Raw genomic sequence first — 24,308 nt, forward strand, 5'->3', positions numbered from 1 at the left:
CGGGCGGGTCACCTCACGGCGTGCTTCCGCCGGCGGCACGGGCCTTCGCCAGCCTGCGCTCTCGCGCCGCGCACGCCAGGCGCAGGACCACCGAGCGAAGGGCTTCGGCCGGACGGCTCGACGGCACGAACAACTGCTGCTTCATCCGGGCGAGGCGCTGATGCCTGGTGATGGCCGGGCGCAGCCGTGACTCCCAGGCGGTCAGCGCGACGCCGAGATCGCCCGGGCTCTCCCGCAGTGCCCGGCCGAGCTCGGCGCCACCGCGCAGGGCGAAGGTGGCGCCCATGCCCGAGTAGAGATTCAGGCACCACGCCGCATCACCCACCAGGACGACCCTTTCTCTGCTCCACCGGGGCATCTTCACCTGGTGCACCGAGTCGAACAGGAAATCCGGCGCCTGTTCCAGGGAGTCGAGGGCGTGCCGCACCACGGGGTCGTCCATGTCGGAGAACGCGGTGCGCAGCCGCTCGATCGTGGATCCGGCGAACTGTCCTTCGACGTCTCCCGTCCGGTAGGTCAGCAGGGCGGTCGGGGGCAGGTCGGCGAACCCGAACACCCACGCCCCGCGGCCCTCGCGGGCGCTGATGACGCTGTCCGCCGCCGCGAAGGACGGCACCTGCGCCTGGAGCTGGAACGCGCAGATCATCGCGTCCCAGGTGGTCATGAAGTCCTCGTGCGGGCCGAAGACCATGCGGCGCACGCTCGATCGCAGCCCGTCGGCACCGACGACCAGGTCGAAGCTCTCGCGGCGCCACGCGCCGGTACCGGTGTTCTCCAGCAGCACTCGCACGTCGGTACCGGTGTCGTCGATCTCGACGGGTTTCGTGGCGAACCGCACGTCGACGGGCTCGCTCGTCCCGTCCCTGCGGATGCCCTGCCAGAGCGCGGCTTCGATGTCCCCGCGGACCACCGCGGCGGGAGCGCCCGGCTGGTGCAGGAACCCCAGGCCGGGCTCGCGGTTCCCGCGCCGGGTGAGCGAGTACGCCTTCCCGCCGCCGGGCGGGTTGCGGGTGTGCAGGTGGCCGGCGATGCCGAGGTCGGCGGCGGCCTGCCTGCCCTGCGGCATGAGGCCGACGAAGTAGCCGCCTCTCCGGCGTTCCGTGGCCCGTTCGACGATGACCGGCCGCCACCCGGCCTGCCGCAGCCCGATCGCCGCGGACATGCCGGCGATCCCGAGCCCGACGACCAGTGCGCGTCTCTGCATGATGCCCTTTCCCTTCTGCTTGAGCGGGCCCGGTCAGTCCGGGACGACGACGGCGCGGGTGTGGCCCTGGTGCGCCCAGGCCTCGCCGACGCGGCTGAGCGGGTAGGCGGTGTACGGCGCGTCGAAGGTGCCGTCGCCGAACCGGGCGATGATCTCGGGAAGCTCGGCGATCATCTCGGCCTTCGAGACCGAGCCCGCGCCGCTGCCGCTGATCCGGATCCGCCGGCTGCGCAGCAGCGCCGCGGGCAGCGCCGCGTCGTTTCCGGCGAGCGAGCCGATCTGCACGTAGCCGATCGCCGGGTTGTCGCCGTTCGTGCCGGCCTGGCCCAGCGCGGCGAAGGCGGCCTCGGCGACGGAGCCCCACACGAAGTCGAGCACGAGCGCGGGCGGCGCCTCGGCTACGGCGGCGGCGAGGGCGGCCGCTCCCGTGCCGGTCGCTCCGGCGCCGGGTGCCGCGGCGTCGGGTGCCGCGAGCGGGACGGTGACGGCGCCGAGGCCGCGCAGCCGTTCCAGCGCCTCGTGATCGCGCCCGGCGGCGATGACCTGCTTCGCGCCGAGGGACAGCGCCGCCCGCACGGCCAGGCCGCCCGACATGCCGGTCGCCCCGAGCACCAGCACGGTGCCGAGCTCGCCCGCCTCCCTGCGGCGGGTGATCAGCGGCATCCAGCCCGCAAGTGCGGGGTTCATGCCGGCGGCGACCGCGAGCGGATCGGCCCCGGCGGGCAGGTCCACCTCGAACGGGGTGACCAGCCACTCGGCCATCGTCCCCCAGGGTGAGCGGGCGAAGCCCGTGTAGACCAGCCGCCCGTCTCCGGTCCTGGCCACGGCGTCGATGCCCGGCACGAGGGGGTAGGCCTGGCCGCTGCCGTAGTGGCGGCCGGAGGCCAGCCCGCGGACGACGTGGTGCAGACCCGCGCCCACGAGCCGCAGGGGTGCCTGGCCCGGCCGCTGTTCCGGGTCGGGGAAGTCCGCGCAGACGGGTGTCGACTCCGGGGTGTTGACGACTGCAGCACGCATCGCACGCTCCTGAACTAAGTTCAATTCCGATGTCACCCACCGTGCCTGAACTTTGTTAAGGTGTCAACCGTGGCGAAGGGCATCACGCGGGAGCGGATCGTGGCGGCGGCACTCGATCTGCTCAATGACAAGGGCATGGACGCCCTCACCGTCCGCGCGCTCGCTTCCCGGCTCGGCGTGGGAGCCCCCGCGCTGTACTGGCACGTCCGCAACAAGCAGGAACTGCTCGACGAGATGAGCACGTTCGTCATGCGCCGCGTCACCGCCGCCCTCTCGGAGATCGCCGCCGGCGCCGGCTGGCGTGACGGCGTGGCCGCCTACGCCCGCGTCCTGCGCTCGGAGTACCTGCTCCACCGGGACGGAGCGCGCATCTTCAGCGGCACCCGCTTCTCCGACCCCGGCGTGGTGAAGGCCAAGGAGCCCTGGCTCGGGCGCCTGACCGCGGCCGGGTTCTCACTGGCCGAGGCGGACGACGCCATCGACCTGGTCACCGCGTTCGTGGTCGGCTTCGTGATCGAGGAGCAGGAGCGCAGCCAGTCCGCCGGCGCCGACCCGGGCCGGTACTCGCTCGCCGAGCGCGATGCGTGGCTGGGGGAAGGCGCCGACCTGGTCAAGGCCGCCGGGCACCTGCGCGACGACGGGGACAGGAGGTTCGAACGGCAGCTCGGCGTGGTTCTCGACGGGCTGGCGGCTCGACTGCGCTGACGGCCGGCCGCCCGGACCTCCTGTCGTCTCCCGTCGGCGAGCGCCCCGCGGCGGCCCCTAGGCCGTGTTTCAGAAGTGGTGCGCTCATAGCCAGGTGTCGATCACGGCGATATGAACAGTCGCTTCGTAGCGCACGGCCAGCTTGTCGAAGCGGGTAGCCACCGCCCGGTAGCCCTTGAGCCGGTTGATGCCGCATTCCACGGCGTGACGCAGCTTGTAGGACTCGGGGTCGAAGGCCGGTGGCCGGCCGCCCTTCGTCCCCTTCCTGCGCCGGGCGGCGGCTTGGTCCAGCTTGATCGGGATGGTGGCCTTGATGCCGCGCCTGCGCAGGTAACGGCGGTTACCGCGCGAGCTGTAGGCCTTATCGGCCAGCACCCGGTCCGGCCGGGTACGGGGCCGGCCCCCGCCCAGGCGCGGCACCCGGATGCCCTCCAAGACCGCCGTGAACTGCGGGCTGTCACCACGCTGCCCGGCCGTCAGCACGATCGACAGTGCTCTGCGGCCCTGCTCGGTGGCCAGGTGCAGTTTGGTGCTCAAGCCACCCCGGGAACGCCCCAGCCCGTGATCGGCCGGCTCTTCCTGCACCCCGCCCGGCGACTCGACCTGCAGATCCCCCTTTTCCGCGCCCCGGCGGCGTGCTGATGAGCCCGGCAGACGGTGGAGTCGACACTCACATCCCACGTGATCAGCCCAGCCGCGTCCGCCTGAGCCTGCAAGACGGTCAGGATCTGCTGCCAGGTTCCGGCACGCTGCCAGCGCCGGAACAACCCGTAGATCGTCTGCCAGCATCCGTACCGCTCCGGCACGTCCCGCCATGGCGCCCCCACCCGAACCCGCCACCGGATCCCATTAATGAGCTGCCGTTTCGTCCAGGTCGGCGGGCGCCCTGGCTTGCGGCCGACCGGCAGCAGCGGCTCCAGCACCGCCCACTGCGCATCGGTCAGATCAGCCCGCCCGGCCACCGGTAAGGTGTCCACGAGGTCTCCGTGCAGATGGTCTTCTTGGTCGTTGACTCATCTACCGGAGACCTCTTTTTTTGTCGATCTACGAACACCTCGAGCAACCGCCACTCAAGTCACTTCTGAAACACGGCCTAGATCCGGGACCACCGCTGGTTGGCCGCGCCCGTGCAGGTCCAGATCTGGAGCCTGGTGCCGTTGGCCGTGGCGTTGCCTGCCACGTCCAGGCACTTGTTCGCGCCGACGGCCGTGATACTGCCGTCGGTGTTGAACCGCCACCTCTGGTTGCTCTGGCCGTTGCAGTCCCAGATGATGACGCCGGTGCCGTCGGCGGTGCCGGCGTTGCTGACGTCCAGGCACTTGGCGCCGTAGACGCGCAGCTCGCCGGCGGTCGTGCCGGTCCACTGCTGGTTGGCCTGCTGGTGGCAGTCCCAGATGACCACCTGGGTGCCGTTGGCCTGGGAGGCGCCGTTCACGTCGAGGCACCTGCCGGAGCCGGCCCCCTGGATGCGGGTGGCCGGGATGGCGGTGCCGCCGCTGACCCGGAACACGGCGGTGCCGTGCGCGGGCACGTTCGCCGAGATGGCGCCGGTCGTCGTGGTGACGGCGTTCGTCCAGGCGTCGCGGAGCGTGAACGGGCCGCCGGTCAGACCGATGGCGGAGGCGGTGGTGCTGACCGTGGTGCTGCTGCCGCCCTGGTTGAACAGGGCGACCGCGACGTCGCCGTTGCTCAGCCGCTTGGCCAGGACGCGGCGGATGCCGTCGTTGCCGACCTGGGTGGCCTGCAGGCCGAGCGGGTCCTGGTTGATGGCGATCAGGTTCGCGTTCTTCATGATCGTCGAGGTCGCGGCGTCCATGGCGCGGACGTCGTTGCCGGCGATGAGGGGGGCGGCCATGACGGCCCAGAGGGCGAAGTGGCTGCGCATCTCGGTGTCGTTCATGCCGCCCCGGCCGACGACCATCATGTCGGGGTCGTTGAACTGCCCCGGCCGGGCCCGGCCCGCGAGCGGGACGTTGACGTTGACGATGTTCTGGATGCCCATCGGGTAGCCGTTGGTCTGCCCCGTGTTCCAGGCGTTGGTGATGTCCTCGGTCGTGCGCCAGATGTTGGCGACGTCGCCCCAGTCGCGCTGCGGGCCGGTCTTCTCATGAATGCTGTTGGGGTTGATGCTGTAGAGGATCGGCCTGCCGGTGGCCGCCAGCGCGTCGCGCATCTTCGCGAAGGTGCGCACCTGGTCGTCGATCGTGCCGGTGGGGGAGCACCAGTCGTACTTGAGGTAGTCGACGCCCCAGGCGGCGAACTGCCGGGCGTCCTGGGCCTCGTGGCCGAGGCTGCCGGTCGCGCCCGGGTAGGCGCCGAAGTACTGGGCGCAGGTCCGGTCCAGCGGCGCCTGGTAGAGGCCGAACTTCAGGTTCCTGGCGTGCAGGTAGTCGCCGAGCGCCTTCATGCCGCTCGGGAAGCGGGACGGGTTGGCCTGGAGGTTTCCGGCCGGGTCGCGATGAGGATCGAACCAGCAGTCGTCGACCACGACGTACTGGTAGCCCAGGTCGCGCATGCCGGAGCTGACGAGCGCGTCGGCCGTCTGCTTGATCAGCGTCTCGTTGATGTCGCAGCCGAAGGTGTTCCAGGTGTTCCAGCCCATCGGCGGGGTGCGGCCCACGCCGTTCTCCAGCGCCCGCGCGGGCAGGACCGGGCCGACCCCTGCCGTCAGGGTCAGTGTCACGGCCAGGACGAGGGAGAAGCGCGTTCGGTTCCTGCTCATCGATGTCTCTCCTCAAAGGGGTGGGAGGGCGGCTCAGGCGCAGGTGATCGCAGGGGTGTCGGATGGCCGGCGTCCCTTCTGCCGGGTCACCGGAAGGAGGCGTCGTCGACGTAGAGGCCGTCTGTGCCGGCGGTCGTCTCGACGTAGAAGGAGGCGTTGGTCAGCGTTCCGGTCCAGGACACGGTCGTGGTGCCGGTGAGCTGGGTCCAGCCGTTCGTGCCGGCCGTTCGCGCCGGGGTGAGCTGGTGGTAGCTCGTGGTGCCGTCCGCCGTGACCGTCAGGGTCGCCTTCACGCTGGGATTTCCGCTCTGCGACCGCACCCAGACGCTCGTGAGGTAGCTCTTGCCGTTGGTGAGCCGTGCGGTCACGTTCTGGTGGGGGCCGTTCCAGGACGCGGTCCGCCCGGAGTTGAGCAGGGACCGGCTGCCGGCGTGGGCGACGTCGGTGGCGGCGGTCAGGGTGCCGCCGGAGGCGGTCCAGCCGGTCGTGCCGTTCTCCATGGTGCCGTTCGCCAGCAGGTCGGTGCCGCTGCCGCCGCCCGGCGTGAACTGCCACCAGTCGAGGTTGAGCAGGTAGCCGCTGCCGCCGGCGAAGCGGAGGTAGAGGTCGTGCGTGCCGGTCGCCCCGGACACCGGGCAGGTCACCGAGCTCCAGCTCTGCCACCCGCCGGTGCCGGCGACGGCGCAGGTGCCCACGAGGGCGCCGGTGGCGCTGCCGAGCCGCAGCTCGATCCGGCCGCCGCCGGTGGCCGACGCCACGCGGGCGGTGAAGGAGGAGGCTCCGTCTCCGAAGGCGACGCCCTTGACCTTGAGATGGTCGCCGTTCTCGATGAAGCCCACGTTCATGCCGCCCTCGCCGGACGGTTCGGTCTCGACCCCCGAGGCCCAGGCGATCGTCTCGGCCTCCTGGCGGACGAAGGGGTCGAGCGTGCCGATCTGGGGCGGCCCGGCGGTGGTCATGTTGATGGTGGGGAACGTGCCGTCGGCGTTGTAGGTGAACCTCTCCACGGCCACTGACCTGGTGTAACCGCCCCCGCCTGGGAGGGCGCCGTTGTGGTAGAAGAAGTAGGAGCCGCCGTTGAAGTCGATGACCCCGGCGTGGTTGGTGAAGCTGCCGCCCTGGCGGGGCATGATCGTCCCCCGGTAGGTCCACGGCCCGGTGGCGCTGGGCGCCGTCGAGTAGCCGATGAACTCCGAGCAGCACTCGGCGGCGAAGACGTTGTAGTACAGGCCGTTGCGCTTGAAGACCCAGGGGCCTTCCTCGTACAGGGTCGGGCGGCCGGTGTTGCCGGTTCGCGTGCCGAAGCCCGCGGTGGTGAGCGGGATCTGGGTCGGGCTGCCGGAGTAGGAGATCATGTCCGTGTTCAGCCGGACGTACCAGAGGCGAGGGTTCCCCCAGTACAGGTAGGCCTGGCCGTTGTCGTCGATGAGGACGTTCGGGTCGATCTCGCCGTTGTTGACCAGCGGGCGCCCGATGGCGTCCCGGAAGGGCCCGGTCGGGCTGTCGGCGACCGCGACGCCGATGGCCATCGAGCCGGTGGCGCGGTCGCGGACCGGCACGTACCAGTAGAAGCGGCCGTTGCGGTGGGCGACGTGACCGGCCCAGGCGTTGGCGTCGGCCCAGGCGAAGGTGGCCAGGCTCATGGGGGAGCCGTGGTCGGTCCAGTTGGCCATGTCCGAGGAGGAGTAGACGTGCCAGTCACGCATGGTGAAGTACGTGGAGCCGTCCTCGTCGTGACCGGTGTAGAGGTAGACGCGGCCGTTGTGGACGAGCGGCGCGGGATCGGCCGTGTAGATGGTCTGCACGATCGGATTGTCGGCGCCGGCCGCCGACGGGAACAGCACGCTCGTAAGCAGCAGGCCCACGGTGCACAGGACCGTGCGCAGGGCGATTCTCACCAGTTGTCTCCCTCGGACCGGTGGTGACGGGATGTGCGAGGGTCCTGGACACGGCTGACGCTCCCAGGCGCCGTGTCCAGGACCCGGTTCGCTGAAGGACCACCAGGAGGAGCTGGTCCGCGTCAGGCCGTCAGCGCTGCAGCGTCAGCAGGCCCGGCCGGTAGGGCAGGAGACCGTAGTCGCCGCCGGAGCTGGGGCTGCGTCCCTGGTAGAGGAGCTGCAGGTTGCAGGGGTCGACGGTGAAGGTCTGGTCGGCGCTGGTGCGGATCAGCTCGCCGTGACTGATGTCGTTGGTCCAGGTGGCGCCGCTGTTGGCCTTGCCGGCGAAGGGGTTGGCCTCGGTGGCGGCCTGCGGCGTCCAGGAGCCGTTCAGGCTGGTGGCGGTGAACGAGCGGAAGTAGCGGCCCTGCGCGCCGATCGCTTCGACGATCATGAGGTACTTGGTCTGGCCCTGGAGCTTGTAGACCTGGACGGCCTCGAACAGGTTGTTCGTGGTGTCACTCATGATCACTGTGGAGGTGCTGCCGAAGCTGCCGGGGAAGTTGCCGATGGGCATGCTGGCCCGGTAGATCCTGCCGTTGTCGCCGGCGAAGAACAGGTACATGTTCGAGCCGTCGCCGATGAGCGTCTGGTCGATGGGGCCGGTGCTGGAGCCGGAGATGCTGCCGGAGAAGAGCACCTGCTGCGCCGACCAGCCGTTCGGGTTGGTCGGGTCGCTGGAGGTGCGGTAGGAGAACGCGGTGCCGCCCCACTGGTAGGCCAGCACCCAGATGTTCTTCGGGGCGAAGTAGAACAGCGTGGGCGCGACCGTGGAGTTGGACATCGCGTTCTGGCTGGCCGAGGCCATCTCCGACCAGTTGCTGAACAGCCCGAAGTTCATCGAGCCCCACCTGGTGCCGGTGTCGTGCGTGGTGGCGTAGACGAGGTGCCTGCCGTTGTAGGGGGCGACGGTGAAGTCCTTGAGCGAGACCCAGCCCGACCTCGGGGTCGCCAGCACGCCCGTCGATGACCAGCGGTACGACGACGGAAGGTCGCACTGGCCGGGGTTGCCGCCGCCGTCCACGCGGACGAGCTGCCACTGCTGGTTGTTGCCGCCCCAGTCGTCGTACTGGACGATGTTGGCGCCGTCGGCGGTGGAGGCGCCCTGCACTTCCAGGGCCTTGTTGCTGTTGCGGTTGATCAGTCGCACGTGGCCGTCGGGGGAGTCGGCCAGGCGCCACTGCTGGTTGGTGCCGTTGAGGTCGGCCCACTGGACGATCGCGCCGCCGTTGGCGGTGGAGAAGTTGTAGACGTCCAGGACCTTGCCGGAGTGGCGGGACTTGATGCGGTAGTAGCCGCCGCCGGAGTCGACGAACTGCCACTGCTGCTGGTTGCCGTTGTTGCGGCTCCACTGGGTGATGCGGGCGCCGTCGTTGGTGGCGAGGTTGTAGACGTCCAGGGCCTTGCCGCTGTTGCGGTTGACCAGGACGTACCAGGCGTTGGTGTCGACGGTGGCCGCGTCGGCGGGCTGCGCGGCGACGAGCAGGCTCGCCAGTAAGGTGGCCACCGTCGCCAGGACGGATCCGAGTTTCACGTCTGTGCCTTTCGGTCAGGGGGTGGTGAGGTCGAAGCGGCGCACGGTGACCGCGCCGCCGAGTGACTGGGTGGCGTAGTTGAAGATCCCGAAGCGGTAGCCCATGAAGAACTGCCAGGCGTTGTTGAGCGTGAAGGCCGGGCCGAGGCTCACGAAGGTGCTGCCGTCGGTGCTGTAGGAGAAGCGGGCCTGCCGGCCGGAGCCGGGGCGGATGTCGGCGGTGGCCCGTAGCCAGATCCGGCTGCCCGTGACGGCGGCGCTCGCCGCCTCGGCGCCGGTGCCGGTGGTCTGCCACGAGCTGTTCATGGTCAGCCCGTTCGTCATCACGACCCGGTTGACGCCGTTGTCGCGCTTGACGCCGATCCAGGCCGACTGGTCGCGCAGCATGGCCAGCCCGGCGCGGTCGCCGTTGGCCATCTGCGAATGGTCGAGCTCGATCGTCGCCGTGGACGACGGGCCCTGGATGCGGTGGGTCAGCGTGTTGCGGGCGTTGTAGAGGTCGTTGGTGACGGTCGCGGTCTGCAGGCGCAGGCCGTCGCCGGTGGAGTAGCGGCTGGTGTCGGGGTTGTGGTTCCACTCCCAGCGGTGGCCGAGGCTGCCCGCGGTGAAGGTGTCAGGGCCGATCATGGAGGCGACGGTGCGGCTGGTCTGGATGTTCGGCCTGGGGTAGGTGACCCCCCAGCCGCCGTTGACGGTCTGGACGGTCGGCCAGTCGCCGGTCCAGGTGATCGGCGCGAGCGCCGGGACCCGGCCGCCGGGGTAGGCGTCGACGAACGACATGTAGTACCAGTCGCCGTTCTGGGTCTGGACGAGGCCGCCCTGGTGGGGGACGCCGCCGCCGGAGATGGGGCCGGGCATGTTCAGCAGGACCTGGCGCATCTCGTACGGGCCCCACGGCGAGGTGGAGCGGAGCACGTACTGGCCGTTGGCGGGGCGGGTGAGCCAGATGTAGTAGTAGCCGCCCCGCTTGTAGAAGCGGGCGCCCTCCAGGGTGCCGACGCTGCTCGGGGTCTGGAACACCTGCTGGGCCCGCACCTGGCCGAGCCCGTCCGGCGTGAGCTGGGCGACGCTGATGGTGCCGTTGCCGTAGGCGACGTACATGGTGTCGTCGGTGTCGATCAGCAGGCCGGCGTCGTAGTAGCAGGTGCCGATCTGCGAGCGCTTGGTCCACGTGCCGTCCACGGCGGAGGCGGTGTAGACGTAGGTCCGGTTGAACTCGACGCAGCCGATCCAGTAGTAGGTGCTGTTGCTGGGACGGTAGTTGAGGGTCGAGGCCCAGATACCCTTCACGTACGCCCGGCCGCCGTTGAGGTCGTAGGCGCCCGAGCCGAAGTCGAGCCTCGGGACCGAGTGGCCGGCGTACTCCCAGTCGACGAGGTTGTACGAGCGCAGGATCGGCGCGCCCGGCGAGTAGTGCATCGTCGAGGCCGAGTAGTAGTAGGCGTCGCCGACGCGGATGATGTCGCCGTCGGCGAAGTCCTGCCAGACGACCGGGTTGGTGTAGCCACTGCCGCCGCCGTCCACGCGGACGAGCTGCCACTGCTGGTTGGTGCCGCCCCAGTCGTCGTACTGGACGATGTTGGCGCCGTCGGCGGTGGAGGCGTTCTGCACTTCGAGGGCCTTACTGCTGTTGCGGTTGATCAGTCGCACGTGGCCGTCGGGGGAGTCGGCCAGGCGCCACTGCTGGTTGGTGCCGTTGAGGTCGGCCCACTGGACGATCGCGCCGCCGTTGGCGGTGGAGAAGCCGGAGACGTCCAGGACCTTGCCGGAGTGGCGGGACTTGATGCGGTAGTGGCCGCCGCCGGAGTCGACGAACTGCCACTGCTGCTGGTTGCCGTTGTTGCGGCTCCACTGGGTGATGCGGGCGCCGTCGTTGGTGGCGAGGTTGTAGACGTCCAGGGCCTTGCCGCTGTTGCGGTTGACCAGCACGTACCAGGCGTTGGTGTCGACCGTCGCGGCCGACGCCTGAGGCGTGAGGAACACGCCCACGACGAGCAGGGACGACAGGATCGCGAGCACGCGCCTCACAGGAACCTCCAGAGGTTGCCGTTCGTGCCGTTGTCGTCGGCGAGCACGACCTGGGCGCCCTGGGCGGTGCCGGCGAGCCCGAGCACCCGGCCGCCGTTGGCGCACTGGATGCGGAAGGCGGCGCCCGGCCCGTAGCGCAGCCGCCAGCGGTGGTCGGCGGTGCCGCTGTCGGCCCACTGCACGACGCGCGACCCGGCGGCGGTGCCCATGTTCTCCACGCCCAGCACCTTCTGGCTGTGGGAGTTGCGCAGCCGCAGGTAGCCGCCGGTGTCGGCGATCGCCGTCCACAGGTGGTCGGCGGTTCCGGTGTCGCCCCACTGCACGACGAGCGCGCCGTCGGCCGTGGACATGCCGGTGACGCCGAGCACCATGCCGGTGCCCACGTTCTGGAGGCGGCGCGCGCCGTTCGGCATGAATCGCCACTGGTTGTCCGGGCTGTCGTTGTCGGAGTCCTGCACCACCGGGGCGCCGTTGGCCGTCGAGCCGTTCTGGACGCCGAGCACCTTGCCGCTGTGCACGTTGCGGATCTTGACGGAGCCGTCGCCGGCGTCGGTGACCGTCCAGCGGTGGTCGGCGGTGCCGTTGTCGCCCCACTGCAGCACGCGGGCGTTGTCGGCGGTCGACATGTTCTCGACGCCGAGCACCTTGCCGCTGTGCACGTTGCGGAACCGCAGGGCACTGCCGTCGATGACCGGGACCCAGTCGTGGTCGGCGGTGCCGTTGTCGGTCCACTGCAGGGCCGGGCCGCCGTCGGCGGTGGACATGTCCTGGATGCCGAGGACCAGTCCGCTGGCCGCGTTGACCAGCCGGAAGCTGGCCGCGCCGGTGCCACCGGTGTTCCAGTAGACGACGTAGTTGTGGTCGTGGGCGTCGTAGAAGGGGCCCAGCCGCACCGGAGCCCCGCCGGCCGTGGCCGTGAAGGTCAGGGCGGAGGTGCTGGTCCGGGCGATCGAGGAAGGGGTCAGGGCGGGGGCCGCGGACAGGGCGGTGTCGCCGTAGTCGCCCGACAACACGACCGGGCCGTAGGTGACGGCCTGCACGTTCGGGTCGTCGCCGGCGGCCTTCATGACCACCCGCATGGGCAGCCGTACGGTCACGGTGTCGCCCGTCGTCCACGACCGGGTGAGGTCGGCGTAGGTGCCCGGTGCCGCGGCGATGCTCTGCTGGACGCCGTTGACGCTGATCGTCGCGCCCTGCGTCCAGGCCGGGATGCGGACGCGCATCGACCACGACCCGCTCACGTTGCCGGTGACCTGCAGCGACGTGGTGTCGCCGACGGGATACGAGGTCGTCTGGGTGACCGTGATGCCGCGCCCGCTCCAGGTGAGCGTGGAGGGCACGAACAGGTTCACGAACAGGGTGGTGCCGTTGTGGAAGTAGATCGAGTCCATCAGCTTGGTGTTGGTCTCGATCCCGGTGCCCTGGCAGCACCAGAAGGAGCCGTAGTCCGTGCTCCAGGTGCCGCCGCCCCAGGCCGGGCCGACGCCCCGGCGCCCGCCGGGGTTGAGCGGGGTGAAGTAGGTGACGTGCCCGCGTGGGTCGGCCGGGCGCTGCTGCCCGACCAGGTGGTTGAGCAGGGCGTTCTCGTAGTAGTCGAAGTAGTCGGCCCGGGTGGGCGACAGCAGCCACAGCTCCCGGGTCAGCTTGAGCATGTTGTAGGTGTTGCACGCCTCGCCGGTGTCCCTGGTCAGGTGGGCGGCGATCGCGCCGGGGGCGCGGAAGTGCTCGGCCTGGCTGTTGGAGCCGTTCACGTACGTGTGCGCGCCGACGGTGATGGACCAGGCGTTGGCGGCGATGTCGCGGTAGCGGGTCGTGCCCGTCGCCTTGTACTCGCGCGCCGCCCCGATCCACTTGGGCACCTGCGTGTTGGCATGCAGGCCGTTGAGCCGGTCCTGGCCGGCGGCCAGCGGGTCGAACACGGCCGCGTGGTCGAACCGCCGGGCCGCGGCCAGCCAGCGGGAGTCCCCCGTCATCTGGTACAGGTCCGTCAGCACGGCGTTCATGCCGCCGAACTCGGTGCCGAGCATGGCCTGCATCTGGCTCTGGCTCAGCCGCGACGTGCGGGCGTCCACCCACCCCGCCAGGGCCAGCAGCACGGCCCTGGCCTGGGTGTCGCCGATCAGCCGCCAGACGTCCAGCAGCCCGGCCAGGGTCTTGTGGATGCAGTAGTACGGCACGTTGCCGTTGGTCAGGGTGCGGTTCTCCACGGCGGTGATGTCCGACTCCGGGAAGCCGGACAGGTAGCCTCCGGTGAACCCGGCGGCGCCGTTGTTGGCCTGGCACCTGGCCAGCTCGGCCACCATGTGGGCGGCCTTGTCCCGGCAGGTGGTGTCGCCGAGCACCGCGTACGCCTGCGCCCACGCCGTCAGGAAGTGGCCCTGCATGTGGGACCGGAACGGGAAGGTGGGCGCGTCCCAGCCGCCGTTGGCCGCCGCGCCGCCGGTGGACAGGCGGTGGTTGGCGCGGAAGACGTACAGGAGCCGGTCGACGTCGACGAAGCGCAGGTAGCTCAGCGTGCGGTTCTGGTTGTCCAGCAGGCGGCCGGAGGTCAGCCGGACCTGGCCGAGATCGAACTCGTAGGCCGAGACGCCGAGGTCGGGCCTGGCCCAGGGGAGGGCGGCCAGGGCGGGGGAGGCGCCGGCCAGCTGGCCGGTGACGGAGAGCGCGGCGGTCGCGCCCGCGCCCTGTAAGAGCTGACGACGGCTCAAGGACATGCGGACTCCTTGGCTTCCCGAGGTGATGTTAGCGCTAACATTTCATGCTGGCGGGGTGCACGGGCCTCCTACGGTGAGGGCGCTGTCGCGGAGTACATCCGACGGTCCGACCTGGCGTCAACGAGGGGAAGCCCCTGCCGACCCGGGCGCTGCCGAAGGAACACCTTCCCGCCTGGAATTTCGTCTCCAGGGAGATCACGACGCACCGCCCGTGCAAGTGAAAGTTTCACAGAAGTTACCCGTTGGCAACAGATAACGTGCGAGAGGTTCGAAGTTAAGTTGCTGCCCGGCCATGCGCGCCTCGGCGTGCCGGCTCTGCCGTGCAGGCGTACACGATGGACGCCGGGTCTCGTCCATGCTCGTTCGTCCAGATCGGTCCGGACGCTGCCGCGCCGCTTCTGACGTCGGGAAAGGCGTCCATCGGCGAAGCCGGGCGTCGCCGCTGACCGCGTTCCGTGTCGCGGGCGGCATGGGCCATGGATCGCCATGCGATCGGGTTGATCTTAGTTAAGTTTCCAGCCGTGAACGGTTGACGAGCCGCGTCAGAGGCCCTTACCTTCCTCCAGGAAGTCGGCCGAGATCTCGTTCACCACCTTCCCCGTCGCAGCAGGCCGGACCGGAGCCGTACCCGGGCGGAAGCGCCTCCCCGCCGCCGATGGCGCCCTCGCGGCCCCTGCGGGCCCGCGAGGGCGCGGGCCGGCCCCGGCAGCCGAAGGAGCAGACATGACGCATGGCCCGAACGACCCTGGCATCAGGGACCGCACCCGGCTGGGCCGCAGAAGCGCGATGACCGCAACGGGGGCGCTGCCGGTCATCGCCGCCGTGGGGCGGGCCGCCCCCGCTGCGGCGGTCATCGACCCCCCGGCCCGGCGCCAGACCATCCGCGGCTTCGGCGGGATGGCCCACGCGGCCTGGATCGGCGACCTGGCGGCCGCCCAGCGCGACACGGCGTTCGGCGCCGGCGAGGGGCGGCTGGGGTTCTCCGTGCTGAGGATCCCCGCCCCCGAGAACCAGGCGGACTGGAGCCGCGACCTGGCCACGGCACGGCGCGGCCGAGCTCGGGGCGACCGTCATCGCGTCTCCGTGGAATCCGCCCGCCCACATGGCCGAGACCTTCGTCGGGGGCGGCCGGACCGACGCCGGACGCCTGCGGTACGACCCGTACGGCGCCTGTGCCCAGCACCTGAACGACTCCACCGGGCACCTGCGGGAGAACGCCGGCTCGATCAGCACGAGGGTCATCGCGCCCGAATCCTTCCAGTACCTGAAGAACATCTCCGACCCGATCCTCAACGACCCCGCCGCCGTCGCCCCCAGGGCGCGACCGGCGTGTCGAACGGCTCCTTCACCGTCACGCTCCCCGCCCGCAGCGTGACCACCTTCGTGACCGGGATGACCGGCACTCCCGGCGGCATCGACACGAACGCCTGGTACGTGCTGGCCAACCGCGACAGCGGTAAGGCCCTCGAAGCGCAGGGTGCCTCCACCGCCGACGGCGCCGACATCGTCCAGTACGACGACGGGGGCGGCACCAACCAGCAGCGGCAGCTCGTCCGAACCGCCTGACAGGCCGCGCCCCCCGTACGTAAGAGTGGAGAACGAGAAGCGACATGTCCGATTTATCGCGAAGGCAAGTACTGAGATTCGGCGCGGCCGGCGCCGGATCCGCGATGGTGCCGCTGTCCTGGACGGCCACCGCCCGGGCCGCCTCGGCGCCCCCGCCGGAGGTGCGGGCCGCGAATGACCTCGCCCTGTGGTACGACGAGAGCGCCGGCACGGACTGGCTGAGAGCACTGCCGATCGGCAACGGCCGCCTGGGCGCCATGGTGTTCGGCAACACCGACACCGAGCGGCTGCAGCTCAACGAGGACACCGTCTGGGCGGGCGGCCCCTACGACCAGAGCAACCCCCGTGGGGCGGCCGCGCTGGGGCAGATCCGGCAGCTGGTCTTCCAGAACCAGTGGAACCAGGCCCAGACCCTGATCGACCAGAACATGCGCGGCACCCCGGCCGGCCAGCTGGCCTACCAGACCGTCGGCGACCTGCGCCTCACCTTCGGCGGCACTGCCGGCGTCTCGGAGTACCAGCGCCATCTGGACCTCACCACCGCCACCACTGCCGTGTCCTACCTGCAGAACGGCGTGCGGTACCGGCGCGAGGCGTTCGCGAGCGCGCCGGACCAGGTGATCGCCCTCCGCCTGACCGCCGACCGGCCGGGCTCGATCACGTTCTCCGCGACGTTCGCCAGCCCCCAGCGGACGACGCGCTCCAGCCCGGACGCGGCCACGGTGGCCCTCGACGGCATCTCGGGCGACATGGAAGGAGTGCCCGGCTCCGTCAGGTTCCTCGCCCTGGCCCGGGCCGTCGCCGAGGGCGGCACCGTCAGCAGCTCCGGCGGCACGCTGCAGGTGCGCAACGCCGACAGCGTGACGGTGCTGATCTCCATCGGCTCCGGCTACCGCGACTGGCGCGACGTCAGCGGCGACCACCAGGGCATCGCCCGGCGCCACCTCGACGCCGCGGCCGGCAGGACCTTCGACGACCTGCGCGGCCGGCACGTCGCCGACCACCAGCGGCTGTTCGGCCGCACGGCGCTCGACCTCGGCCGCACCCCGGCCGCCGACCAGCCGACGGACGTGCGGATCGCCCAGCACGCGAGCACCGACGACCCGCAGTTCTCCGCGCTGCTGTTCCAGTTCGGCCGCTACCTGCTGATCTCCTCCTCCCGGCCGGGCACCCAACCGGCCAACCTGCAGGGCATCTGGAACGACTCGCTGACGCCGGCGTGGGACTCCAAATACACCATCAACGCCAACCTGCCGATGAACTACTGGCCGGCCGACACCACGAACCTGTCGGAATGCTACGAGCCGGTGTTCAGGATGATCGGCGAGCTCGCGGTCAGCGGCGCCCGCACGGCCCGGGCGCAGTACAACGCAGGCGGCTGGGTGACCCACCACAACACCGACGCCTGGCGGGGGACGTCGGTGGTGGACGGCGCGTTCTGGGGCATGTGGCAGACCGGCGGCGCGTGGCTGGCCACCCTCGTCTGGGACCACTACACCTTCACCGGCGACCTGGAGTTCCTCCGGCAGTACTACCCGGCGATGAAGGGCGCCGCCCAGTTCTTCCTCGAGACCCTCGTGCAGGAACCGAGCCTCGGCTATCTGGTCACGAACCCGTCGAACTCCCCGGAACTGGCCCACCACTCGGGCGTCAGCGTCTGCGCCGGCCCCACCATGGACAACCAGATCCTGCGCGACCTGTTCGACGGCTGTGCCAGGGCGGCCCAGGCGCTCGGCACCGACGCCGACTTCCGGACGCGGGTCCTGGCCGCCCGGGACCGGCTGCCGCCGACGAAGACCGGCTCGCGCGGCAACATCCAGGAGTGGCTGTACGACTGGATCGAGCCAGAGGCCGACCACCGGCACGTCTCCCACCTCTACGGCCTGCACCCCGGCAACCAGATCACCAGACGCGGCACCCCGGCCCTCCACACCGCCGCCCGGCGCACGCTCGAACTGCGCGGCGACGACGGCACCGGCTGGTCGCTCGCCTGGAAGATCAACTACTGGGCGCGGCTGGAGGAGGGCAGCCGGGCGCACGCGCTGCTCCGCCTGCTGGTGCGGACGGACCGGCTCGCGCCGAACCTGTTCGACCTGCATCCTCCGTTCCAGATCGACGGCAACTTCGGCGCCACGTCCGGCATCGCCGAGATGCTGCTGCAGAGCCACGCCGGCGAGCTGCACGTGCTGCCGGCCCTGCCGCCCGCCTGGCCGAACGGCAGGGTGCAGGGCCTCCGGGGACGCGGCGGTCATACGGTGGACGTGACCTGGAGCTCCGGCGCGGCCACCGAGGTCCTCGTCAGGTTCGACCGCAACGCGACGGTCAACGTCCGCAGCCGCTCGTTCGCCGGGACCCTCCAGGTGACCGACACCACGACCGGCGGCGCCGTCCCGGTCACCAGACCCGAACCCGACGTCATCACCCTGACCGGCCAGGCCGGCCGCACCTACCGCGCCACGGTGACCGCCTCACCGGCCGGCTACGTCCGCATCGCCAACGGCGCCACCGGCCTCGTCCTGGACAGCGGCGGGAACGTCGCCTCCGGCTCGGTGCTCAAACAGTGGAGCCTCGACGGCAGCACCAACCTGCAGTGGCAGCTCGCGGACCTGGGCGGCGGCTGGTACCGCATCGTCAACCGCACCAACGGCATGGTCGTCGACAGCTGGGGCAGCACCGCGAACGGCGCGAGCGCCCGGCAGGCGGCCTGGAACGGCGGCGTCAACCAGCAGTGGCGCCTGAACGCCGTGGCCAACGGCCGCCACCAGGTCATCAACCGGGGGACCGGGACCGCCCTGGACGGCATGGGCAACGCCACCGCCGGCTCCACCGTGGCGATGTGGGCGCCGAACAACAGCACCAACAACCACTGGAGCATCACGCCCGTGTGAGTGATCGCGTGCGTCTCTGCGTGCGGAAGACCGTCGCCCGGGCGCAGGCGAGCGCGTAGCGGTCGTGCTATCGCTGGAGGCGGACGGGATCGGCCGTGCCGCTGCGGCGGACGATCCAGGCCTCGGTGATGTGCTGGAACATCGCCTCGGCGGCGCCCTCGGGATCGTGGGCGGCGATGCGCTCGTAGATGCGGCGGTGCCCCAGGTTCGACGCCACGCACAGGGCCCGCTCAGTCCGGCCCAGGTAGCGGGCGGTGTTGACGACCTGGCCCTCCAGCGACCGCACGACGCCGCGCGCGATGCGGTTGTCGGACGCGCGCATGATCGTGTCGTGGAAGGCGCGGTCGCTCTCGGCGTACGTGACCGGGTCGTCCACGAGCTCGTCCATCTGGTCCACCAGGGTGCGCAGCCGCTCGACGGTGTCGGGCCCGGCCAGGCGGGCGGCGACGTTGGCCATGTCCGACTCCAGCACGCGCCGCGTGACGACGAGGTCGTCGAGGATCGTCAGGCTCTCGTCCTCGGCGATGGCCGCGGTGAGGACGAGCTCGTCGAGCATGTCCCAGGTCGCCGGCGGGGTCACCATGGTGCCGGAGCCCTGCCGGACCTGCACGAGGCCCTTCTCCTGGAGGATCTTCACCGCCTCGCGCACGACGGTGCGGCTCACGGAGAACGCCTCGCACAGCGCGGGCTCGGGAGGCAGCGCGGTGCCGGGCGGGTGCACACCGCGGACGATGCGCTCCACCAGCTCGGCCGTCACCGCCCGGGCGAGACTCGCCGGGCGGCGCGCCCAGGCCGGTTGCGCCGGGACACTGCCGGCTGATTCCTGCGATGCCGTCATTCCGCCCTCCGGTGACCTGATCAGCAGTATACGGGAGACCCTCTTGCCGTCATACGTCATACGAATTACGTTTGCCGCAGTCGGCCGGATCCGGCGGCCACTCGCGGGAAGCGGGCAACGATGAAGCAGCGAGCGTTATGGTCGGCTCTCATGGCCGCGGCACTGGCCGTGGCGGGTTGCGGGAGCGCCACCCGGACGGACACCCCCTCCGGCGAGGCGGAACAGCAGCAGCAGAAGCTCGTGGTCTGGGACTGGAAATCCGGTGAACCGGTCGCCGCGACCTACATCGAGAAGGCGAAGGCGGACTTCGCCGCACGGCACCCCGGGGTCGCCGTCGAGTTCGTCGCCCAGCCGTTCGACCAGTACTACACCCTGCTCGGCACGGCGATCCAGGCCGGCAAGGGGCCCGACGTCATGCTCTTCAACGGCGGCGGGCAGCTCCGCGACCGGGCCGGTGCCCTGCTCCCGCTGGACCAGTACGTGGCCGCCGACCGGAGCCGGCTGGCGGGCTGGGACGCCTTCAGCAAGGACGGCAAGGTCTACGCCGCGCCGGTGACCCTGCAGGGGCACCCGATCTACTACAACAAGGCGCTCTACGAGAAGGCCGGCCTCGACCCGGCGGCCCCGCCCAGGACGTGGAACGAGCTCGTCGGCGGCTGTGCCGCCATCAAGAAGGCGACCGGCGCCGCCTGCTTCGCGCTCGGCAACAAGGAGGGCTTCGGGATCCAGTTCTTCCTGTCGGGCCTCGGCTCCGGCATCCTCACGCCCCGGGAGTACGACGACTGGATCGCCGGCAGGCGCGACTGGACCTCGCCCCACGTGAAGCGGATCTTCGAGCTGTGGAAGGAGACCGGCGACAAGGGGCTGAACAACGACGGCGCCAACTCCACCGCGATGTTCACCGACATCTTCCGCGTCTTCGAGACCGGCAAGGCCGCTCACATCATCGGGCTGATGTCGGACATCGGGCACTGGAACGACTTCAAGGAGTTCCTGCCGCCCGACCAGATCGGCGTCATGCGGGCGCCGGTCGTCACCGACGGGGCCACCCCGAGCCTGCCGTACGACGGCGGCATCGGCTACGCGGTCGCGAAGTGGACGAAGACCCCCGGCCTGGCGGCCGATCTGGTGCGCTCCCTGACCTCGGCCGACGCCCTGACGGCGTTCTCCACCCAGGCCGGCGCGATCGCGTCCGACACGACGATCGACGTCTCGCGGGCCGGTCCGGCCGTCGCCACGATCGCCTCCGGCATCGAGACCGGCAAGCCCGCCCTGCACGTGGCGCTGTCCGCCAAGACCCTCGACCTGCTGGGACGACTGTCCCAGCAGCTCCTGAGCGGGTCGACCACCGTGGACAAGGCCGTGGAGCAGCTGGCCGCCTCCGATCGGAAGGGCTGACCGCGTGCGAATCGCAGGGCCGTCCCCGCACAGGGAGCGGCTGGCGCCCTACGTCCTGGTGGCCCCGGCCGTGCTGATCATCGTGGGGTTGCGGCTGTGGCCGCTGGCCCTCGGGGTCAACTTCTCCTTCACCGGCGACGGCGAGCTCAACGGCAGCCCCGTCGGGCTGGACAACTACCTGGAGCTCGCCGCCGACCCGCTGTTCCAGATCTCGCTACGCAACGTCGGGCTGCTGGTGCTGCTGCTTCCCCTGGCCGTGGCGATCCCGGGCCTGCTCGCGACGTTCATCTACCTGCGCGTGCCGGGCCACCGGGTCTACCGCAGCGTCTACTTCTTCCCGGCCGTGCTCTCGCCGGTGATCGTCGGCGCGATCTTCAACCTTCTGCTCGGCTACGACGGCCCGCTGAACTCCGTGCTCGCGGCGCTCGGCACCGGCCCCGTCGACTGGCTAGGCGAGCCGGGCATCGCCATGTTCACGGTCGTCGGCGTGCACGTCTGGGCGACGTTCGGGATGGCCCTGGTGGTGTTCCTCGCGGGATTCAGCACCTTGGACTCCTCGCTGCTGGACGCCGCCCGGGTGGACGGCGCGTCGCTCGGCCGGACCATCTGGCACGTGATCGTCCCGGGCCTGACCCGCACCATCCAGTTCGTCTTCGTGACCACGATGATCGGAATGCTGACGTCCATGTTCGGCCTGCTCTTCGTCATGACCAGCGGGGGCCCGGAGGGCGCCACCTACCTGCCGGAGTACTACATCTGGCACCAGCAGGGACAGATGAGCCGGCCGGCGCTCGCCTCGGCCGCCTCGACGGTGCTCTTCGTCGTCATGCTCGTGGCCGGGCTCCTGCAGATCACCCTGCTCCGCCGCGCCGGGAGGCAGGACTGATGCGCGGGACGCGCCTGGCCAGGTGGGCGGCGGCGGTGCCGATGGCCGGTCTCGCGCTGGCCACGATCTATCCGCTGGTCTTCACCGCCAACGTCGCGATGAAGACGCGCCGCGACTACGTCCTCGACCGGTTCTCCCCGGCGGGCTCCCTGCGGTGGGACAACCTCGCCGAAGCGTGGGCCGGCGCCGGGATGGCGCGGTACTTCGTCAACTCGTTCGTCGTCGTGGCCTGCGCCGTGGCGCTGCTGCTGCTGTTCGGGTCGATGGCGGGCTTCGCGCTGGCCCGGCTGCGCTTCCGCGGTTCCTCGATGATCTTCCTGGGCTGCCTGGCGGGGCTGTTCATCCCGTTCCAGGTGATCATGGTGCCGCTCACCCGGGTGATGGCCGACACCGGGCTCATCGACACCTACCCGGGACTGATCCTGGCCTACGTCGCCCAGTTCCTGCCGTTCACCGTCTTCCTGATGACCAGTCACTACCGGACCATCCCGCCGGAGATCGTCGACGCGGCCAGGATCGACGGCGGCACGGTGTACGGCGTGTACCGGCGGATCATGCTCCCGCTGGGCGCTCCGGCGCTGCTGTCGGTCGGCATCCTCGACGCCCTGTTCTGCTGGAACGACGTGCTCATCGCCCTGCTCATGATGCCGTCGCCGGAGCACCGCACTCTCATGATCGGGGTCAACGCGCTGCGCGGGCAGTACTCCGACGACATCCCCATGTTCGCCTCGGGCGTCCTGATCGCCGCGGTGCCCGTGCTGATGATCTACCTGTTCCTCCAGCGGCAGATCGCCGACGGCGTCACCGCCGGTTCCACGAAAGGCTGACATGCGGATCACGGGGTATCGCACCATGACGACGGTCCAGGAATGGGGCCGTCCCGTCGGGGACGTCAACGGCGTCTTCGCCGACGGAGCCGTCCCGGTGCCGCTCGTCCTGGTGGACACCGACGAAGGGATCACCGGCGTCGGCCTCGGGCCGCACGTCGAGATCGGGGCCGTCTTCGCCGCGATCGAAGGCGAGGATCCGCGCGGCGTGACGGCGCTCTACGACCGCATGTTGCGGCGGACCTTCAAGGCGGGCCACGCCGGCGCGGTGTTCGGCACGATCGGCGCGCTCGACACCGCCCTGTGGGACATCAAGGCGCAGGCCGCCGGCGAGCCGCTCTGGCGCCTGCTCGGCGGGCGCGACCGGGAGGTGACCGCCTACGCCTCCGGCCTCGACATGGGCCTGACCGACGACGAGCTCGTCGCGGTCTACCAGGTCTACGCCCGGCACGGTCTGCGCGCGGCCAAGATCAAGGGCGGCCTCGACATCGAACGCGACCGCCGCCGCCTGACGCTGGTGCGGGACATCCTGACCGAGGCGGGGCGCGGCGCGCGGCCGGGTCTGATGCTCGACGTGAACGAGGCCTGGACCCGCAAGCAGGCCGTCCGGCACGTCTGCGAGCTCGAACGCACGCTGGATCTCACGTGGATCGAGGAGCCGGTCCGGCGCTGGGACGCCGAGGGCCTGGCCACGGTCGGCCGCGGGATCCGCGCCTCCGTCGCCACGGGGGAGAACCTCACCGGGCTGGAGCAGTTCCGCCCGCTGCTGGCCGCGGGCGCCGTGGACATCGTGCAGACGGCCGTCGTCTGGGGAGTGTCCCACTTCCTGCGGGTGTCCGCGCTGGCGCACGCCCACGACCTGCCGGTCAGCCCGATCGGCGCCACGCCCGTCGCGCTGCTGCACGCCGCGACGTCGGTGCCGAACCACCTGGCCAGCGAGTTGCAGGATCTGCACCCGCCGCTCGGGCTGTCGCTGGACCTGCACGTCGAGAACGGCGCGTTCGTCCTCGGCGACTCACCGGGCCTCGGCATCACGGTGGACGAGCAGGCGATCGACGCGTTCCGCCGGCCGGACGCCACGGCACCCGAGGGCCCGCACATCCGGCCGGAGCACGCCGGACGGCGGCTGCTGGCGGTCGCCAGCCACTCCTGCCCGGCGCGGTTCCCGGGATGAGCCTGCCCCGCGACCGCTCGCCCGGCAGCGTGCGGCCAGGACCGGACCGGGAGGGCCCGCTCAGCGCGAGGAGAAGAAGAGGCGCTGCTGGATCTCCCTGCGGTAGTCGTCGAGGGTGTTGTCGATGTGCGTGGCCGCCGCCTGCGCGGCCGCCTCCGGATCGCCGGCCCGGATGGCCTGGTGGATGGCGTCGTGCTCCTCGACGGCCTTGGCGGCGTGCCCGCCCACCGAGCCGCGCAGGCCGATGAGGCTCGACTGCGCCTGCAGCCGGCGCGCCTCCTGCACGGCGACCTGGAGGAACATGTTGTGCGAGGCCGTGGCGATGGCGGTGTGGAAGGCGTCGTCGCCCTCGTTGAACAGGTCCTCGCGCCCGGTCTCGAAGCCGTGGCGGCACACGCCGGCCGCTTCCTCGATGGCCCTCAGCTCGGCGGGGGTGGCGCGGCGGGCGGCCAGCCGGCTGGTCTCCATCTCCTGCGCCCGGCGGAACTCGAACAGCATGTAGACATGGTCGAGGTCGGTCGGGAGGAAGAAGGATCCCCGGCGCCCGGCGCCGAACATCCCCTCGTCGTCGGCCACGTACAGGCCGCGGCCCTTCTGGGCGCGCACCCGGCCGAGCGCGGAGAGGATCTTCACCGCCTCGCGCACCACGGTGCGGCTGGTGCCCAGCTGCTGGGCCAGCTCGTTCTCGGTCGGCATGCGATCGCCCGGACGCAGGCCGAGCTCGACGATCAATTCCAGCACCTGCTCGGCCGCTACCTCGTAGCCCGGCCGGTATCCGCTCTCGCGCGGGGTGTCGGTCACCGTGCTCCCTCCTCGGCGTTTCCTGCATGAGTATGACTGATGAGCCGGCCCTTCCCGTGAAGCGTGCCT

Annotated in this window: 18 protein-coding genes; 8 read left to right on the plus strand and 10 right to left on the minus strand. The window is 70.8% G+C overall.

Annotated elements, in window-relative coordinates:
• Positions 1 to 13: 13 nt before the first annotated feature.
• Positions 14 to 1,204, minus strand: coding sequence for an FAD-dependent monooxygenase (locus HD597_RS17810; protein ID WP_253743575.1), 1,191 nt, complete (start codon positions 1,202 to 1,204; stop codon positions 14 to 16).
• A 33-nt stretch (positions 1,205 to 1,237) separates the two neighbouring features.
• The gene (locus HD597_RS17815; protein WP_253743577.1) at positions 1,238 to 2,221 is read right to left on the minus strand and encodes a hypothetical protein; all 984 of its coding nucleotides are present in this window, start codon (positions 2,219 to 2,221) and stop codon (positions 1,238 to 1,240) included.
• A gap of 69 nt (positions 2,222 to 2,290) precedes the next feature.
• On the opposite strand from HD597_RS17815, the gene HD597_RS17820 reads away from it, so the two are divergent.
• On the plus strand, positions 2,291 to 2,926 hold the full coding sequence (locus HD597_RS17820; RefSeq protein WP_253743580.1) for a TetR/AcrR family transcriptional regulator C-terminal domain-containing protein: 636 nt from the start codon (positions 2,291 to 2,293) through the stop codon (positions 2,924 to 2,926).
• An 84-nt stretch (positions 2,927 to 3,010) separates the two neighbouring features.
• Here the strand turns inward: HD597_RS17820 and HD597_RS17825 are convergent.
• The 6 genes from HD597_RS17825 to HD597_RS17850 form a co-directional block, all read right to left on the minus strand.
• Positions 3,011 to 3,918, minus strand: a protein-coding gene (locus HD597_RS17825) for an IS5 family transposase (protein WP_276082695.1) whose coding sequence is annotated in 2 segments (ribosomal slippage) — positions 3,011 to 3,492 and positions 3,492 to 3,918 — 909 coding nt in all. Because the reading frame shifts where the segments join, the coding sequence is not laid out codon by codon here.
• Between the two features lie 101 nt (positions 3,919 to 4,019).
• Positions 4,020 to 5,648: a glycoside hydrolase family 27 protein gene (locus tag HD597_RS17830; protein ID WP_253743582.1), complete on the minus strand. Its 1,629-nt coding sequence runs from the start codon at positions 5,646 to 5,648 to the stop codon at positions 4,020 to 4,022.
• 86 nt (positions 5,649 to 5,734) lie between these two features.
• Positions 5,735 to 7,546, minus strand: a complete 1,812-nt coding sequence (locus HD597_RS17835; RefSeq protein ID WP_253743584.1) for a family 43 glycosylhydrolase — start codon at positions 7,544 to 7,546, stop codon at positions 5,735 to 5,737.
• A 130-nt stretch (positions 7,547 to 7,676) separates the two neighbouring features.
• The gene (locus HD597_RS17840; RefSeq protein WP_372513619.1) at positions 7,677 to 9,092 is read right to left on the minus strand and encodes a non-reducing end alpha-L-arabinofuranosidase family hydrolase; all 1,416 of its coding nucleotides are present in this window, start codon (positions 9,090 to 9,092) and stop codon (positions 7,677 to 7,679) included.
• Between the two features lie 42 nt (positions 9,093 to 9,134).
• On the minus strand, positions 9,135 to 11,147 hold the full coding sequence (locus HD597_RS17845) for a family 43 glycosylhydrolase (protein ID WP_253743587.1): 2,013 nt from the start codon (positions 11,145 to 11,147) through the stop codon (positions 9,135 to 9,137).
• The gene (locus tag HD597_RS17850; protein ID WP_253743589.1) at positions 11,144 to 13,861 is read right to left on the minus strand and encodes a beta-L-arabinofuranosidase domain-containing protein; all 2,718 of its coding nucleotides are present in this window, start codon (positions 13,859 to 13,861) and stop codon (positions 11,144 to 11,146) included. Before HD597_RS17850 ends, HD597_RS17845 begins: the two co-directional genes overlap by 4 nt.
• 1,102 nt (positions 13,862 to 14,963) lie before the next feature.
• Between HD597_RS17850 and HD597_RS64535 the strand changes: the two genes are divergently transcribed.
• From HD597_RS64535 to HD597_RS17865, 3 genes are all read left to right on the plus strand, one after another.
• Complete coding sequence (locus HD597_RS64535; RefSeq protein ID WP_276082947.1) at positions 14,964 to 15,236, plus strand: hypothetical protein; 273 nt, start codon at positions 14,964 to 14,966, stop codon at positions 15,234 to 15,236.
• Positions 15,233 to 15,427: an RICIN domain-containing protein gene (locus HD597_RS17860; protein ID WP_253743591.1), complete on the plus strand. Its 195-nt coding sequence runs from the start codon at positions 15,233 to 15,235 to the stop codon at positions 15,425 to 15,427. Before HD597_RS64535 ends, HD597_RS17860 begins: the two co-directional genes overlap by 4 nt.
• Positions 15,428 to 15,531: 104 nt before the next feature.
• Complete coding sequence (locus HD597_RS17865) at positions 15,532 to 18,315, plus strand: glycosyl hydrolase family 95 catalytic domain-containing protein (RefSeq protein ID WP_253743593.1); 2,784 nt, start codon at positions 15,532 to 15,534, stop codon at positions 18,313 to 18,315.
• Positions 18,316 to 18,382: 67 nt separating this feature from the next.
• Here HD597_RS17865 and HD597_RS17870 read toward each other — a convergent pair whose 3' ends face one another.
• A complete protein-coding gene (locus HD597_RS17870) occupies positions 18,383 to 19,153 on the minus strand; it encodes a FadR/GntR family transcriptional regulator (RefSeq protein WP_253743596.1) in 771 nt (256 codons plus the stop codon).
• 150 nt (positions 19,154 to 19,303) lie between these two features.
• Here HD597_RS17870 and HD597_RS17875 point away from each other — a divergent pair, with 150 nt between their 5' ends.
• Genes HD597_RS17875 through HD597_RS17890 form a run of 4 tightly spaced genes read left to right on the plus strand, consistent with a single transcriptional unit; the run spans position 19,304 to position 23,438 of the window.
• Positions 19,304 to 20,551 (plus strand): ABC transporter substrate-binding protein, encoded by a 1,248-nt coding sequence (locus HD597_RS17875; RefSeq protein WP_253743598.1) that lies wholly within the window; start codon positions 19,304 to 19,306, stop codon positions 20,549 to 20,551.
• A gap of 4 nt (positions 20,552 to 20,555) precedes the next feature.
• A complete protein-coding gene (locus tag HD597_RS17880; protein ID WP_253743600.1) occupies positions 20,556 to 21,437 on the plus strand; it encodes a carbohydrate ABC transporter permease in 882 nt (293 codons plus the stop codon).
• A complete protein-coding gene (locus tag HD597_RS17885; RefSeq protein WP_253743602.1) occupies positions 21,437 to 22,264 on the plus strand; it encodes a carbohydrate ABC transporter permease in 828 nt (275 codons plus the stop codon). Before HD597_RS17880 ends, HD597_RS17885 begins: the two co-directional genes overlap by 1 nt.
• Before the next feature lie 25 nt (positions 22,265 to 22,289).
• The gene (locus HD597_RS17890) at positions 22,290 to 23,438 is read left to right on the plus strand and encodes a mandelate racemase/muconate lactonizing enzyme family protein (RefSeq protein WP_253743604.1); all 1,149 of its coding nucleotides are present in this window, start codon (positions 22,290 to 22,292) and stop codon (positions 23,436 to 23,438) included.
• Positions 23,439 to 23,498: 60 nt separating this feature from the next.
• Here HD597_RS17890 and HD597_RS17895 read toward each other — a convergent pair whose 3' ends face one another.
• Entirely contained in the window at positions 23,499 to 24,239 is a 741-nt protein-coding gene (locus HD597_RS17895; protein ID WP_253743606.1) for a FadR/GntR family transcriptional regulator, read from the minus strand.
• Positions 24,240 to 24,308: the final 69 nt, after the last annotated feature.

The sequence above is a fragment of the Nonomuraea thailandensis genome (assembly GCF_024172165.1).
GTDB classification, from domain to species: domain Bacteria; phylum Actinomycetota; class Actinomycetes; order Streptosporangiales; family Streptosporangiaceae; genus Nonomuraea; species Nonomuraea thailandensis.

What these genes read in the sequence shown, in the direction of transcription:
- HD597_RS17810 (WP_253743575.1), bottom strand. Translation starts at nt 1,204, where the DNA reads ATGCAGAGACGCGCACTGGTCGTCGGGCTCGGGATCGCCGGCATGTCC.
- HD597_RS17815 (WP_253743577.1), bottom strand. Translation starts at nt 2,221, where the DNA reads ATGCGTGCTGCAGTCGTCAACACCCCGGAGTCGACACCCGTCTGCGCG.
- HD597_RS17830 (WP_253743582.1), bottom strand. Translation starts at nt 5,648, where the DNA reads ATGAGCAGGAACCGAACGCGCTTCTCCCTCGTCCTGGCCGTGACACTG.
- HD597_RS17850 (WP_253743589.1), bottom strand. Translation starts at nt 13,861, where the DNA reads ATGTCCTTGAGCCGTCGTCAGCTCTTACAGGGCGCGGGCGCGACCGCC.
- HD597_RS64535 (WP_276082947.1), top strand. Translation starts at nt 14,964, where the DNA reads ATGGCCGAGACCTTCGTCGGGGGCGGCCGGACCGACGCCGGACGCCTG.
- HD597_RS17865 (WP_253743593.1), top strand. Translation starts at nt 15,532, where the DNA reads ATGGTGCCGCTGTCCTGGACGGCCACCGCCCGGGCCGCCTCGGCGCCC.
- HD597_RS17870 (WP_253743596.1), bottom strand. Translation starts at nt 19,153, where the DNA reads ATGACGGCATCGCAGGAATCAGCCGGCAGTGTCCCGGCGCAACCGGCC.
- HD597_RS17875 (WP_253743598.1), top strand. Translation starts at nt 19,304, where the DNA reads ATGGCCGCGGCACTGGCCGTGGCGGGTTGCGGGAGCGCCACCCGGACG.
- HD597_RS17885 (WP_253743602.1), top strand. Translation starts at nt 21,437, where the DNA reads ATGCGCGGGACGCGCCTGGCCAGGTGGGCGGCGGCGGTGCCGATGGCC.
- HD597_RS17890 (WP_253743604.1), top strand. Translation starts at nt 22,290, where the DNA reads ATGACGACGGTCCAGGAATGGGGCCGTCCCGTCGGGGACGTCAACGGC.